At 56.8% G+C, this 14,721-nt stretch carries 12 protein-coding genes and 1 pseudogene; 8 read left to right on the top strand and 5 right to left on the bottom strand.

The window, feature by feature from the left end:
• Window positions 1-8: 8 nt before the first annotated feature.
• Window positions 9-1,268: a tyrosine-type recombinase/integrase gene (locus O5O48_RS07850; RefSeq protein ID WP_235005787.1), complete on the top strand. Its 1,260-nt coding sequence runs from the start codon at window positions 9-11 to the stop codon at window positions 1,266-1,268.
• Window positions 1,269-1,523: 255 nt separating this feature from the next.
• Window positions 1,524-2,498 (top strand): site-specific integrase, encoded by a 975-nt coding sequence (locus O5O48_RS07845; protein ID WP_269688571.1) that lies wholly within the window; start codon window positions 1,524-1,526, stop codon window positions 2,496-2,498.
• A 371-nt stretch (window positions 2,499-2,869) separates the two neighbouring features.
• Here O5O48_RS07845 and cadR read toward each other — a convergent pair whose 3' ends face one another.
• Entirely contained in the window at window positions 2,870-3,304 is a 435-nt protein-coding gene (gene cadR / locus O5O48_RS07840; RefSeq protein WP_008175821.1) for a Cd(II)/Pb(II)-responsive transcriptional regulator, read from the bottom strand.
• A 98-nt stretch (window positions 3,305-3,402) separates the two neighbouring features.
• Here cadR and O5O48_RS07835 point away from each other — a divergent pair, with 98 nt between their 5' ends.
• Complete coding sequence (locus tag O5O48_RS07835) at window positions 3,403-4,299, top strand: cation transporter (protein ID WP_269688570.1); 897 nt, start codon at window positions 3,403-3,405, stop codon at window positions 4,297-4,299.
• 194 nt (window positions 4,300-4,493) lie between these two features.
• On the opposite strand, the gene O5O48_RS07830 is transcribed toward O5O48_RS07835, so the two are convergent.
• Window positions 4,494-5,662 (bottom strand): IS3 family transposase gene (locus O5O48_RS07830; protein ID WP_228247539.1). Its coding sequence is split into 2 segments (ribosomal slippage): window positions 4,494-5,401 and window positions 5,401-5,662, totalling 1,170 coding nucleotides; the frame shifts between segments, so codons are not numbered across the junction.
• Between the two features lie 63 nt (window positions 5,663-5,725).
• Here O5O48_RS07830 and O5O48_RS07825 point away from each other — a divergent pair.
• Window positions 5,726-7,123: pseudogene (locus tag O5O48_RS07825) on the top strand (transposase); the annotation flags it as partial.
• Window positions 7,120-7,482 carry a Tn3 family transposase post-transcriptional regulator TnpC gene (gene tnpC, locus O5O48_RS07820; protein ID WP_181075472.1) on the top strand — a complete coding sequence of 121 codons (363 nt, stop codon included), beginning with the start codon at window positions 7,120-7,122 and terminating at the stop codon, window positions 7,480-7,482. The pseudogene O5O48_RS07825 and the gene tnpC, both read left to right, overlap by 4 nt.
• A gap of 25 nt (window positions 7,483-7,507) precedes the next feature.
• Here tnpC and O5O48_RS07815 read toward each other — a convergent pair whose 3' ends face one another.
• Window positions 7,508-8,467: an arsenic resistance protein gene (locus O5O48_RS07815; RefSeq protein WP_181075471.1), complete on the bottom strand. Its 960-nt coding sequence runs from the start codon at window positions 8,465-8,467 to the stop codon at window positions 7,508-7,510.
• 201 nt (window positions 8,468-8,668) lie between these two features.
• On the opposite strand from O5O48_RS07815, the gene O5O48_RS07810 reads away from it, so the two are divergent.
• The 3 genes from O5O48_RS07810 to O5O48_RS07800 are packed head-to-tail and all read left to right on the top strand — an operon-like array spanning window position 8,669 to window position 10,246.
• The gene (locus tag O5O48_RS07810) at window positions 8,669-9,103 is read left to right on the top strand and encodes a disulfide bond formation protein B (RefSeq protein ID WP_181075470.1); all 435 of its coding nucleotides are present in this window, start codon (window positions 8,669-8,671) and stop codon (window positions 9,101-9,103) included.
• Window positions 9,100-9,780: a DsbA family protein gene (locus tag O5O48_RS07805; RefSeq protein ID WP_181075469.1), complete on the top strand. Its 681-nt coding sequence runs from the start codon at window positions 9,100-9,102 to the stop codon at window positions 9,778-9,780. Before O5O48_RS07810 ends, O5O48_RS07805 begins: the two co-directional genes overlap by 4 nt.
• A gap of 4 nt (window positions 9,781-9,784) precedes the next feature.
• Complete coding sequence (locus tag O5O48_RS07800; protein WP_181075468.1) at window positions 9,785-10,246, top strand: methyltransferase family protein; 462 nt, start codon at window positions 9,785-9,787, stop codon at window positions 10,244-10,246.
• Between the two features lie 200 nt (window positions 10,247-10,446).
• Here O5O48_RS07800 and O5O48_RS07795 read toward each other — a convergent pair whose 3' ends face one another.
• Both O5O48_RS07795 and O5O48_RS07790 read right to left on the bottom strand, forming a co-directional pair.
• Window positions 10,447-11,367, bottom strand: a complete 921-nt coding sequence (locus tag O5O48_RS07795) for a cation diffusion facilitator family transporter (protein WP_011914465.1) — start codon at window positions 11,365-11,367, stop codon at window positions 10,447-10,449.
• Between the two features lie 183 nt (window positions 11,368-11,550).
• On the bottom strand, window positions 11,551-14,715 hold the full coding sequence (locus tag O5O48_RS07790) for a CusA/CzcA family heavy metal efflux RND transporter (RefSeq protein WP_269688569.1): 3,165 nt from the start codon (window positions 14,713-14,715) through the stop codon (window positions 11,551-11,553).
• Between the last annotated feature and the right edge of the window lie 6 nt (window positions 14,716-14,721).

Genomic DNA, 14,721 nt, shown 5'->3' with positions numbered 1-14,721 from the left:
GGACGCAGATGACAGCACTAACTCCGACAATAAAACTGATTCCGATCCTTGAGGGATTTCACCTTCAGTACGACAGCAAGTACGAGAAATTTCGCCCGATCTTGCTGAAGCAACTTTTACCAATCACGGAGTTGCTCCTGCAGCTGGATAACTCGCCAAGTATTCACGACTACTTCGACGAGGTATGCCAACGCTTCATCGACGCCAACGGCTATTCAGTAAAAGGCCGAAATATGCTGACCTCGCGCATGGCCAAGCTGAAGAATGTCGTCAGCGACAGCAATCCAAAGCGTGTTATGGCTGACTTGTCCCCACATGACATTCCGCGGATTAAGCGTGAGCTTCCGAAAGCACTGGCGCGGCAGAAGCGTTCAAAAAGTCAGGGTGAAAACATCCAGACCTACTACCAGCTGTTTAACCGCGTCATGGTCGAAGCTCTGAATGACAGCTTCATCAGCACACCGCTAAAGCTGAGCAATCCAGCGACCAAAAAGGCTGACAACACCAGGCCATTCAGCACCGATGAGATCAGCTCTCTACTCCAAGGCTGGCCTTATTCACTTAACGACGAGGAGCAGGCGCGCAAACTCGTCCGAGACGCCCATGCCTATCGATTCTGGCTACTGCCACTTGGCCTGTTTACCGGCGCCCGCCTGAACGAACTGTGCCAACTTCGGGTTCATGACATTCGGCGCGATGGACATGGCATCAACGTCATGAGCGTGAATGACAACGGGTACAACAAGAGCCTGAAGAATGAACAGTCTCGCCGGGAGATTCCTATCTGCTCAGCACTTGTCGATATGGGGTTTATGGCGTTTGTTGAGGAACGCAGAGCTGCGTCAGGCAACGATGCTCAGCTATTTGCGGAGTTAACGTTCACCAGAGAACACCTGTATTCCAGAATGGCAAGTCGCTTCTTCTGCGGCCACGCAACAGGAAAAGGCTACATCGGCTCTCGCTGTGCACGCGCCAGCGACGGTGCACTCAATTTTAAAAGCTGTCGCCGGAGCTTTGCACAGCGACTCCAAGCCTCAGGCGTCTCCGAGAGCACCATCGCGCATTTGCTGGGGCATCGACGCAACACCTGCGAGGTTACACAGAAACACTACCTCGACAAGCCCTACAGCCAGGTGTTGCAGGAGGCTATCGAGCAAGGTCTCAAATATGGCGCCCAGCTGTCACATGTGAAATGGGAAAACTACAAGCTGCTCATGCAAGCCCAGAAAGGGCGACGCCCGCGCGGGCGACGTCCAAAGGCGACCTGACATGCTCACCACATCTCGCTCTACTTCGTCCGCAGGACGGCTATCGATTTTGATGTCAAACCAATCGGGCAGCTCGCTGCCGGAGCACGTACCCGCGGGACGTGCTCATGCGCATGGGTACGTGCGCACACACCATACCCGCGCTTCGGGTATGGGGGCGCAGTGGCGGCATGGGATTGGCGAGGGCATCACGAACAACGGTGAGGTGAGGCCCAGCCAACACCATGCCGACATGGTTTTTCGCTCCGACCAGGAGTGAAAAAACAAGCGCCCCTTCGCGAAGCGGCTGCTTTTGACATCAAAAACAACAACAATAACTATAAGGATGCCAACATGCTGAAAAGCACTGAAGAGCGCTACCGAAAGCTTGCAAGACACTTCTACAAAACGAGACTGCCAGACACACCACTCTCAACAAGCGCGATATGCAAAGCACTGACTGCGTGTGCAGCAGACTACAGACCCGACTACTTCCGAGTATTGAAAAATGCACTGGCGTTCGACGTTCGTGAACGTGGCTACCCAAAAGCAGCCAAGCGAATCCTACTAACAGCCAATCCAACCACCTTAGCCGACAGCACCATCCCCCCAAAAGCGAAGCGCCACGCAGTCAAAGCTGTTAGTGAGGATGATGTTATCGCACTTCTGCGTCACCTCGAAAACACGCGGCACTACGACGTTTTTGCTGCCGTCACTCTAGCTTGGCTACTCGGCGTCCGGCCCAGCGAGATGCACTCAATTCGGGTAGTGGGCAAAGAGTTCCATATTACCGGCGCAAAAAAGGACGACCGAGGCATCAGGGGCGCCGACCGAGTCATAAAGTTCCCAAACCAAACGGACTTTGAGGTTGCAGCTGCCGCGGTAGACCTATATCAGAAATCGCATCGCAGCCTTGCAGCCATCAGAGAAACCCTGCGAGAGCAATGCAGGCAGCTATGGCCCAGGCGCAAAGTCCAGCCCACGCTGAAAAGCCTGCGCCACCAGATGGGCTCAAACCTCAAAGCCTCTGGCATCTCCCCCAAGCTCATGGCGTACATCATGGGCCATCAATCTACGCGGTCGATTGAGCGATATGGAGACAGGCGCACCGCTACCAAGCGCAGCTTCTCCTTACCGGAGGCAGCACCCAATGCAGACCTTTCGAAAGTTAGAGTCAGCAGGAAAAGTAAACCAGCGTGGTATTCGGCAGAACCTGCGGCTAAGGGCGCAAGCCCCAAAAAAACGCACTGACAGACTAAGCGTCGCACTGTTTAACAACAATCTGCACGGCGCCAGGGACTCGGCGCCAGCGCACGTTAAGCACTCAAGCAACGTGCCACATGCCTCGCATACAGGCTCCAAAAAGCGGAAAAAAGCAGCGCAAAGCGACGCACAGGCCGGTAAAAATAAAGGGTATCCGGATTTTTTGGTTGATTGGCTCATATCATGATGACGGAACCAACCATCAGCTCAGCGGATTACCTGGTTGATGACGACTCTTCTTCACGGCCCCTGCAAGTTTGCAGCAACGCCCAGGTTCGCATGCCGAGATACGCAGTGAGGCTTCGCGATCAACACACCATGCATTCACAATGTCACTGCAAGGTCCGGCATGTCTCTGCTCAGTCCTTACGGCCTGAGCTAGCCCTATACAGCTGTTGTTTGCTCTCCTCGCTGATCCCCGTCAGGATGCCGCAGGCATTGATCTCCCGACCCTCGTTGCAACTCGCCCTCAGTGAAACGAGTTGTTGCTCAAGCGCTTGCAGAGCAGTTATCTGCGACCGCACATGAGAGATGTGGTCATCGAGCATGGCGTTGACGGCGGTACAAGGCTGGCGAGGGTCGTCCTGATAGCTCTGTAGCTCGCGAATCTCTGTCAGTGACAGGTCCAGAATTCGGCAGCGGCGGATAAAGGCAAGCCACTCGCCATGCTTCTCGGTATAGACACGGTAACCATTCTCCTGCCGTTCTGGCGGCGGCAACAGGCCCTGCTGCTCATAGAAGCGGATCGTCTGCGTGTCGATACCCGCTATCTGGGCTAACTGACCAATGCGCATCAGGCTTACTCCTCAACGGATCATCTTTCCCATTGACCTTATAGTAGCTATATAGTTTTTAATACTAGCAATCTATGTTGGTTAACTGGAGCCGTATCGTGAGTAAAGCCTGTGGTGGCCCATGTAGCTGCGATGCAACGCCTGCAGCGGATACCGATATGCCGGTCTCCTCCGAAGCGTCAGGGGAATGGGTCAGCGTGTATGCTGTGCCGAAGATGGATTGTCCCTCAGAAGAACGGATGATCCGCTTGGCGCTGAACGGCTTTGATGAGATTCGAACGCTGTCCTTCGACTTGTCGAACCGCCGATTGGAGGTCGTGCATGACGGCGAGGCTGAGCCCATTACCGCGAAACTGGCGACCTTGGGGCTAGGCGCCTCTCTTCAGGAAACCGTCATTGCCGACCCAGAGACGATCAAGGCCGCTGAGAGCTCGGCAGTCTCTGCTACGCAGGAGTCAGGCACTCTGCGCGTGTTGCTCGGTATCAATGCGATCATGTTCGTGGTGGAAATGACTGCTGGCCTGATCGCCCAGTCTACCGGCCTGATCGCTGATTCCCTGGATATGTTTGCCGATGCAGCCGTCTATGGCCTGGCTCTCTATGCCGTAGGGCGCAGTGCGAAAATGCAGGTACATGCCGCGCATCTGGCAGGGGTACTGCAACTGATTTTGGCTATCGGCGTACTCGTCGAGGTGGTGCGACGCTTTGTTTTCGGTAGTGAGCCTGAATCGCTGATGATGATGGCGATCGCCTTCGTCGCGTTGATCGCCAATACCGGTTGCCTGCTGTTGATATCCAAGCACCGCGAAGGCGGCGCGCATATGAAGGCAAGCTGGATATTCTCGGCCAATGATGTGGTGATCAACATGGGCGTCATCGCCGCCGGTGCCTTGGTCGCCTGGACGAGGTCCAGCTACCCTGACCTGATTATCGGTACCATCGTGGGCCTGATCGTCCTCAACGGCGCTCGGCGCATCCTGGCGCTCAAGGGGTGAGGCTGCACGGTACGCAGCTATCGATGCCTGGGACACTTGATCGAAGTGGCTGTACAAGCGCGCTAGGCCTGAACGACAGCATATAGCGCGAAGGCTCGGAGCCAGCAAGGTAGCGTATCTAGGAATCAACCAAGGAAGGAAGATGATGGATAGTATCTGGCTGGTACTCGGCCTGGCGCTGTTGCCTGTAGTGGTCAACAATTCCCGGACAGTGATTTAAGTTTTTCTTCTACAACAGCCGGCGGCACGAGGCCGTTGTGCTGATGTGGTCTTGTCCAGTTGTAGCATTGCATTAGGTAGCGACCTATATCCTGCTCAGCCAGTGCAGCGGTCATGTAGCCTACCGTCGGAACCCACTCCGTTTTCAGGCTACGGAACAGGCGCTCCATCGGTGCATTATCCCAACAGTTTCCTCGCCGACTCATGCTCTGGGTCATCCGGTATCGCCATAGCCTCTGGCGGAAATGGCGACTGCTGTATTGGCTACCTTGATCGCTGTGGAACAAGACACCACTTGGGCGCCCACGCATCTCGTAGGCTCTGTCGAGCGCCTTTACGACCAGATCAGCATCCGGCTTGGCAGACATCGCCCAGCCCACCACTCTGCGACTGAACAAGTCCAATACTGCGGCGAGGTAATGCCATTTGCCCTGCGCCCAGATATAGGTAATGTCGCCACACCAAACCGTATTGGGGGCCTCGACAGTGAACTGCCGATCCAAAATGTTCGGTATGTCAGGCCGTTCCACTGTCGACTTCTTGTAGGCGTGTGTCCCCGGTTGCTTACTAATCAGGCCCTGCTCTTTCATCAGCGCTCTTACCTTAAAGCGACCGATCACTGTACCTTCTGCTTGGAGCATGGCGGCTATGCTGCGACTACCCGCGGCACTGCGGCTTTGAGTAAACAGCTCGTTCACTCGACGACGCAGCAGTAGCCGCTGAACATTAACGCGCCTGCATCTGGCCAGGTAGGCGTAATAGCTAGAGCGCGACACGTCGAAAACAGCACACAACAGTTGGACGGGATAGCGCTTGGCCAGTTGCCGAATCGACCTCAACGTCTGCGCCCGTGCTCCTCGGCCATCAAGAGCGCAGTGGCCTCCTTTAAGATTTTCTTCTCCAGCTCAAGGCGATTGATACGCGCCTTCAGGGCTTGAATTTCCTGCTGTTCAGCCGTGAGCGCCTTGCTGTTTGGCGTCACTCCACCACGCTCCTCGCGCAGTTGATCGACCCAACGCCGGAGAGCGGTTTCTCCGACACCCATCGACTTGCAGGCTTCTGCCACGCTATAGCCTTGGTCGACGACCAAGGCCGCTGCATCATGTTTGAACTCGACCGAAAAGGATCGACGTTGTTTGCTCATTGAACACCTCGCTGATGGCGATTCTACCGCCTAACTTGGTGTCCGGGATTAGTAGACCACTACATATCGATTAACGAAGCCGGAGAACCGGTGTTGCGCCGAGTAACGGCGCGGGACATTCCACCTTCGGCGATCTCACTACAGACGGCGCTCATGCAGCGCATGCCGGCCAGGCACGTGCTCGACATCATGGCCAACATCGAGCATTGGATTCAGTTCACGCGGCATTTCGGTCCCATGTCCGGTAACGAGCCGAAGCTCAAAGAGCCTGCCGAGCGCTATCTGATGACCATCTTCGCCATGGGCTGCAATCTCGGCCCCAACCAGGCCGCGCGGCATCTGGCCGGTAATGTCACGCCACACATGCTGTCCTATACGAATCGCCGCCACCTATCATTGGAGAAGCTGGACAAGGCTAACCGCGAGCTAGTGGAACTCTATCTGCAACTTGATCTGCCTAAGCTCTGGGGCGATGGCAAGGCGGTGGCAGCGGACGGCACGCAGTTCGACTTCTATGATGACAACCTGCTGGCCGGCTACCACTTCCGCTACCGCAAGATGGGTGCCGTGGCCTATCGGCACGTGGCCAACAACTACATCGCTGTGTTCCAGCACTTCATCCCACCTGGCATCTGGGAGGCGATTTACGTAATTGAGGGGCTGCTAAAGGCTGATCTCAGTGTTGAGGCAGACACTGTGTATTCAGATACGCAGGGGCAATCGGCGACAGTTTTTGCCTTCACCCATCTGCTGGGCATCAACCTGATGCCGCGTATCCGCAACTGGCGTGACCTGGTGATGTGCCGGCCGGATCGCGGCGCGTCGTACAAGCATATCAACCGCCTGTTCACCGATACTGCCGACTGGCACTTGATCGAAACTCACTGGCAAGATTTGATGCAGGTCGCGCTGTCCATCCAGGCCGGCAAAATCTCCTCGCCTATGCTGCTGCGAAAGCTCGGCTCCTACAGCCGGCGCAACAAGCTCTACCATGCGGCCCAGGCACTGGGCAGCGTGATCCGCACGATCTTCCTGCTCAACTGGATCGGCAGCCGCGAGTTGCGCCAGGAGGTCACCGCGAACACCAACAAGATCGAGTCCTATAACGGTTTCTCGAAGTGGCTTTCGTTCGGTAGCGACGTGATTGCCGAGAACGATCCGGACGAACAGCAAAAACGTCTACGTTACAACGACATGGTGGCCTCATCGGTGATCCTGCAGAACACTGTAGATATGATGCGCATCCTGCAGAAATTGGCCCGAGAGGGTTGGCAGTTCACCGACGAGGACTTGTCCTTCCTCAGCCCTTACCTGACCAGCAACGTCAAGCGCTTCGGCGAATTCAACCTCAAGCTCAACCGGCCACCGGAGCCTTGGATCAAGGACTTAGTGTTCCAACAAGCTGCCGGCTCGCTGCGGGTGATCACCCCTCGCCAGCTAGATACCGAGAAAACCACATGATCAATGTTCCTCCCGCATCCTTTCGCGTTACACCGTACGGCGAAGTCGATGCAGTGGCGTTGGAAAGCCTGCGCGACGGCTTCGACACCTCTCAACTGCTCCGGCTGGTTGATCGATTGGACGCCTGCTTGCTGGAAGTGGGTGGAATCACCGCCATTCGCGACGAGCTGCTGAGATTGCATGCGATGTCTCTGACGATAGTTGAGGGCATCGCTCTTACGGCGCCTGCCGAGAGTGCTTGTATTTGGGCAGAGGCCGAATCTCTGCAGATGGATCTTGAGGCACTGGTTTCCTGGGCTCGTGCTGCTCAGCTCCTCATTGCGCCGCTGATCGATCTTGCACCAAACCACGAACCATGAGCGCTCTCGCCGATTTCGACTAGGCTCACCTGTTCCTGACCATGGCTGGAATCGCCCGTAAGTAGATCAATTCACCAATCAGTTCTACGAGTGTCTGAGTGATCACAGCCGCCGCGGCCAGCGCGCGAATGGACTCGGGGAGCGCTAGGGCCAGGGGAAGCACTACAAGCGAGTTGCGAGTGCCTGAGCTAAAGGCCACTGCCCGTGCGGCAGAAGCCTCCAAGCCAAATAGCCGGGAGCTGAGTACGCCGAGAGCCGGAGCGAGCAGTAGAAACGCTCCGTATACCGGAAGCAACGGCGCCAGGATGTCGAGTTGGTACACGACAGCCGCGATCTGCGAACCCACCACCACGATTAGAACCAGGGCCATTGCAGGCACTGGCAGCCAGGCCCAACCTGCGCTCCATGCGCGAAGCAGCAGAGATCGGCGTCCGCCAAATTCGGTGAGCACAGCGGCTGCCAAGGGTAGGAAGATCAGTAACAGGAAGGCTTCTGCGAAGGGCCACAGCTCGATCACTGTGCCGGCTTCGGGGCCAAGGATTAGCTGCAAGTAGAGGGGCAGCAGCAGAAGCTGGAGCAACAGCAGCAATGGCGTCGCCGCGAGGACCAGACGAGAGTCCCCTCTGCCCAGGTGGGTGAAGACCACCACGTAATCGATACAAGGCGTCAGCAGGACAAGCAGCGCGCCGACCAACAAGGCCTTGTTCGATGAGAGCGGCCATGTCACCAACCACACCATTAATGGCACCAACAGGAAGTTGGCCAGCAACAAGGCACCGACGAAGCGGCGGTTGGCAAAAGCTTCTCGCAGCTCCAAAAACGGAATCTGCAGAAACATGGCATACATCAGCACGGCAATCGCCGGTGTGATGGCCATGGCCGTCAGCCCGGTGAATTGCGCAGAACTCAAACCTGCAATAGCAGCGGCCATTACCGCCGCGAAATAAAATGCTATCTGGTGTTCTTCCAGCCAGTCCCGCCACATCTGATATCTTCCCTTGTTGCGCAAGGGCGACATTCTCTCACTGGCAACGGATTTAACCCAGCGTTGAGGCTGGTTGCTTTTCGCTTCGCCGTTGGGCGAAGCCCCCTAACAGGTCCTGCCGATAAGAGGATGCATGATGTTTCGAAATAACTGGATGGCGGGTCTGAGGCAAGTGTTCGCCATCGCCAGGAGTTAACCGCAATGAATCCTCAACCTTCAGACATGGCTTGGAATTTGCTCCTGCTAACTTGGCTGGTCGCACTGGTATCGACCCTGTCCGCACTGTTTATTGGCGAGGTGATGAGCCAGACACCTTGTGTGTTGTGCTGGTTCCAGCGTGCCTTCATGTTTCCGCTGGCAGTGATCCTCGCCATCGCCTGCTACCGCTCGGATTTCGCCGTCTGGCGCTACGCCCTACCGCTGACCGCTATCGGTGCGGCCCTGGCATTTGTTCACACGCTACTCTATGCCGGGCTGATTCCCCAGCCGATCCAGCCCTGCGCAGCCACCGGTCCATCCTGCTCAGGCGCAGGGATGACTCTCTTCGGCGTGGTGCCCCTGCCGGCAATCGCCTTGTTCGCTTTTTTCCTTATCGCCATTCTGCTCATTATCATCCGTCGGAGAACCACCCCATGAATCGCCGTTCCGTGGTCATGATCCTCAGTGTCGTGATCCTGGCCGTCTTCGCTGCCGTCGCATTCTTCTATTCCCCCTCCCAGTCGCCTCAACAGGCCCAGGCTCCCGGCTCGACCGTCCAAGAGGCCGCGACACAAACCAAACAAGGCGGCGGCCAGTTGGTTCGCTTCCACTCACCAGTGTTCGGTCCAGCGCAGGCTCCAGTGACCATCGTTGAATTTTTCGATCCTTCCTGCGAGGCATGCCGCGCCTTCCATCCCTATGTGAAGCAGATCCTAGCCGAGAACCCGGAAGACGTTCGTTTGGTGCTGCGCTATGTACTGTTCCATCAAGGCTCCGAAGAGGTGGCGCGAATGTTGGAGGCGGCGCGTAAGCAAAATCTCCATGAACAAGTGCTGGAGGCTGTGCTGGAGGCCCAGCCCGGTTGGCACGACGACCCCAAGGTAACGCAGGCATGGGCTGCTGCCGAGCGCGTCGGTTTGAACTTGAAGCAGGCCCGCCAGGACATGCATACGCCTAGCGTCGACGCCGTGCTGGAAACGGACATGCAGGATGTTAATGCCGTTGGGGTTCGTGGCACCCCGACGTTTTTTGTCAATGGTCGTGCGCTCAGCGAGTTCGGCCCGGAGCCGCTGCGCCGGTTGGTGAGCAGTGAAGTGGCCAAGGTAGGAAAATGACACTATGAGCGCGCTGGAGAACCGCGTGCCACCGCTGCTCGTAGCGGGCCTGATCGCTCTGCTGATGGGTTTATCGGGACCTAGATTGCCGGGCACTGAAATGGCATGGACCGCGCGCCTGACCTTCGCTTTGCCGGTACTGCTCCTGGGGCTCGGCGTGTGCTTCGCCGGCGTACTATCGTTTCACCGCGCTCGCACTACGGTCAATCCAATGCAGCCGCAGCAGGCTTCGGTATTGGTGGAATCTGGTATCTACCAGTACAGCCGCAACCCCATGTATCTGGGCTTCGCCATCATCCTAGCAGCTTGGGCGCTGGCCCTGGGCTCGCCTCTAACCCTGCTGGGCGTGGTTGCCTTCGTGCTGTACATGAACCGTTTCCAGATCGCACCCGAAGAGTGGGCGCTAGAGGCGCTGTTCGGCGAATCATTCGTTCGCTACCGCGCCCGCGTCCGCCGCTGGATCTGAGCGTTGTCAGTGGTAGTGGCTAGGAGACTTGCTATCGCGTCAGCCTGCGGCAGGTGCACTTGAGTTAGCTGAATTTTATCGTGACGAGCTGCTTATCTATATACCTGAAATATGTCGCAGGTCGAGGGCATAGCGCCAATAAGTGATATTCGGCTATTCGCTCTGTTAATACCTTGTTTTAATTGTAGCGCATAGTAAGCTTATGCTTCGCTGCAGTGATTGTCGGTCTGCTTGGTGTCGAGACAAACACTGCCGTCTAGCTCCATCTCGAGTGTCGAGTGGCTGATTTTGAATTGCTCATGGAGTACACGTTTCAAATCAGTCTTCACTCGTTCGATCCCAGGCAGACTCGCCTTCTTGATGACAACATGTGCTTCCAGTGCAATTGTATGCTCAGCGATTTCCCAAACATGCACGTGGTGAACGCCCTCGACGTCGTTTACTTGTTCCATGACATTGATTATATCAGCGACGGAAACGCCTTCTGGCGCGCCCTCCATTAACAGATGGATGGTTTTAGGCAGCATGCTAAAGCCTTGCCAGAGCACGTAGCCAGCAATCATCAGTGTCAGTACAGTATCCGCCCAGTACCACCCATACAGAAGTATCAATGTCCCGGCGATAACAACGCCGACGGAGGCCAGCGCATCCGACACATTGTGCAAGAATGCCGCCTTTATATTCATGCTGTTCTTGGACATTGTGTAGGTGAGAAAGGCCGTGACGATATCTACAACCAAGGCTATTCCCGCGACCACGACCACTGTCCAACCTTCAATGGGCTGCGGGGAAAACAACCGGCCTATGGCCTCGTAAATAAGATAGAGACCGACGATGATCAGGGTGACCAAGTTGATCAAAGCCGCTATGGTTTCACTGCGTCGATAGCCAAAGGTTTTAAATGCATCTGGCGGTCTGCGACCGATCTTACGTGCGATCAGCGCAATAACCAGTGATGCGGCATCGCTCAAATTATGTAGCGCGTCAGCAATGAGTGATAAGCTACCAGAGAGTATTCCACCGACTATTTGTGCCAGTGTTAATGCGGCGTTAACGCCTATAGCAGCAATTAGACGCTTATCGCCTATAGCTTCGGTGTTATGGTTATGTTCGTGGCCCATTGGTTTTTAACCTGTATTTAAGCGCCTTTCGAGGCGCTTTTTTTGTTTCTCGATAACGTACCCGTCAGTCGTTACCAGCGCATTGGGGCCACAAATCCTTTCAGTGAACCCTTCGAAGCTTCGATTGGATATTCATAAAAAGGCCAGGCATCAAGCCTGGCCTACGTTGGGAGAAAACCAATATCAGCTCGCGTCCTCAGCCTCTTCGTTGCGTTTCATGCGGCGCTGCAGAGCCGTGTAATAGAGCGCAGGCAATACCAGCAGCGTCAGTGCTGTCGAGGACAGGATGCCGCCAATGACCACGGTCGCCAGAGGCCGTTGGACTTCCGCGCCGGTCCCTGTGGCCAACGCCATTGGGACGAAGCCGAGCGACGCCACCAGCGCTGTCATCAGGACTGGGCGCAATCGCACCAGTGCGCCCTCACGCACAGCCTCGGATAAAGGCCGGCCTTCCTCTAGCAATCCTTTAATGAAAGCAATCATCACCAGTCCGTTGAGTACTGCCACACCCGACAACGCGATGAACCCGACGCCAGCGGAAATTGAGAGGGGAATGTCCCGGAGCCAGAGTGCAAGAATTCCCCCAGTAAGCGCGAACGGAATGCCAGTGAAGACGACCAGCCCATCGCGCAGTGTGTTGAACATCATGAACAGCAGCACGAAGACCAGCAGTAAGGCGACTGGGACGACCAGCTGCAGGCGCTTGGCGGCAGCCTGCAGCTGCTCGAACTGCCCACCCCACGTCGTCCAGTAACCGGGCGGTACCGGGTTTCGTTCAGCGATTGCTGCAGACGCATCTTGGACGAAACTGCCAATGTCACGCCCTCGAACGTTGGCGCTTACCACCACCAGACGCTTGCCATCCTCACGGCTGATCTGATTCGGGCCCAGCACGAATTCCAGCGTGGCAACCTCAGCCAGCGGGATAAAGTCGATTCGGTCGTTGGCAGCACCCGCTACCGCTGGCACCGGAATCGGCAGGCGAGCCAGCACATCCGGATCGGCACGCAGCGTATCGGAAAGACGAACAACGATGTCGAAACGACGGTCACCCTCAAAAAAGGTTCCGGCTTCCCGTCCGCCAATCGCGGCGGCGACGGTATCCTGCACATCGCCGATGTTGAGCCCGAAGCGTGCCGCCTTGTCACGATCCACATTGACGCTCAGCAATGGGAGGCCCGTCGTCTGCTCCACTTTAACTTCGGAAGCGCCTGGTACGTCTTGCAATATCGCCGCGATGTCATCAGCTGTTTTGTTGAGAACATCCATATCGTCCCCGAACACCTTAACGGCCACATCGCTGCGAACTCCGGAAATCAGCTCGTTAAAGCGTAACTGGATCGGCTGAGACATCTCATAGTTGCTGCCCGGCACAGATGCGGCCGCCTTTTGGATGTCCTCAATGAGCTGCTCGCGGGATTTGTCCGGATCTGGCCATTCTTCCTTGGGCTTGAGCATCACATAGCTGTCCGAAATATTCGGCGGCATCGGGTCAGCCGCGATCTCGGCGGTGCCGGTTCGGGCAAATGTACGCTTGACCTCCGGGACCTGCTCGGCAATTGCCTTTTCCAGCCGCTGCTGCATATCCACGGATTGGGAGAGGCTGGTCCCTGGAACGCGCAGAGCTTGAAGCGCAAAATCACCCTCGCTAAGGCTCGGAATGAACTCGCTACCCATTCGCATCACCAGCAGGGCAGACAGCAGCACGCTAGCGACGGCGCCACTGAATACCAATGTGCGATGACGCATGACCCAGTCGAGCACGGGCGCATAGCCATTGCGCGCCGCGCGCATCAGGCGGTTGTCCTTCTCTTGCACCTTACCGGTGACAAAAAGCGCAACAGCAGCGGGCACGAAGGTGACCGATAGAATCATGGCACCCAACAGTGCGATTACCACGGTGAATGCCATGGGGTGGAACATCTTCCCCTCGACACCAGTGAGCGCAAAGATGGGCAGGTAGACCACCATGATGATCAGCTGGCCGTAGATGAGCGGACGCCGTGCCTCCTTGGCCGCCGCGAATACTTCGTGGAAACGCTCGCTACGGGTCAGAATCCTGCCATGTTTTTCCTGCGCGTGGGCAAGCCGGCGGATGGCGTTTTCGACGATGACCACCGCACCGTCGACGATGATGCCGAAGTCGAGAGCCCCTAGGCTCATGAGGTTGGCACTGACTTTGTTGGTGGCCATGCCGGTGAAGGTGAACAGCATGGACAACGGGATGACCATTGCTGTGATCAGGGCTGCACGCAGGTTGCCGAGGAAGAGAAACAGCACGGCGATAACCAGGATCGCGCCTTCGATCAGGTTCTTGCGAACCGTGGCGATTGCCTTGTCTACGAGGTCGGTCCGGTCATAGACCGTTATCGCGCTTACGCCTTTTGGCAGGTTCTGGTTGATAATCTCCAAGCGCTGCGCGACGGCCTGCGACACGCTACGGCTATTTTCTCCTACCAGCATGAACGCGGTCCCAAGGACCACCTCGCGTCCATTGTCGGTGGCTGCCCCTGAACGCAGCTCACGACCGATCCCCACTTCGGCAATATCGCGAACCCGCACGGGCGCGCCGCCTGCGTTGCTCAGGACGATATTGCCAATGTCCGCGGGGGAGCCGAGCTGGCCAGGTGTGCGGATCGACAACTGTTCGCCGTTACGCTCAATGAAGCCGGCGCCGACGTTGGCATTGTTGCGCTCAAGCGCAACGACGAGCTGTTCCAGAGTGATTCGGTAAGCGGCCATGCGCTTCGGATCGGGCGCTACCTGATACTCTTTGGCGAAGCCACCGATCGTGTTGATCTCGGCAACGCCTCGAACGTTTCGCAGCTGCGGCTTGATGATCCAGTCCTGGATTTCACGCAGGTCGGTCGGCGTGTAGGGCTGACCATCAGGACGGCGCGCCTCGGGCTCGGCCTCGACCGTCCAGAGGAAGATTTCCCCCAGGCCGGTGGAGATGGGACCGAGAGTGACCTCCACGCCCTGCGGAAGCTCGTTGCTCGCGGCCTGCAGCCGTTCACTCACCAATTGCCGGGCGAAATAGAGATCGGTGCCATCATCAAAGATTACGGTGATCTGAGCGAACCCGGAGCGCGATAATGAACGTGTCTGGCGCAGGTGGGGCAAGCCGGCCATCGCCGTCTCGATGGGGAAGGTAACGCGTTGCTCGGTTTCAAGCGGCGACGCGCCTGGGACTGCGGCGTTAATTTGAACCTGTACATTGGTGATGTCGGGCACAGCGTCGATAGGTAAGCGCTGATAGCTATAAACCCCGACGCCCGCCATGCCCAAGACCGCCAGCAGCACTAGCCAGCGCTGCTCGATGGCGAAGCGAAGAATACGTTCGAACATGAGTTA

The organism is Halopseudomonas sp. MFKK-1, assembly GCF_027474385.1.
Lineage (GTDB): Bacteria > Pseudomonadota > Gammaproteobacteria > Pseudomonadales > Pseudomonadaceae > Halopseudomonas > Halopseudomonas aestusnigri.
Note: the sequence above shows the minus strand (reverse complement) of the source record. Positions and strands in the feature narration are given on the sequence as shown.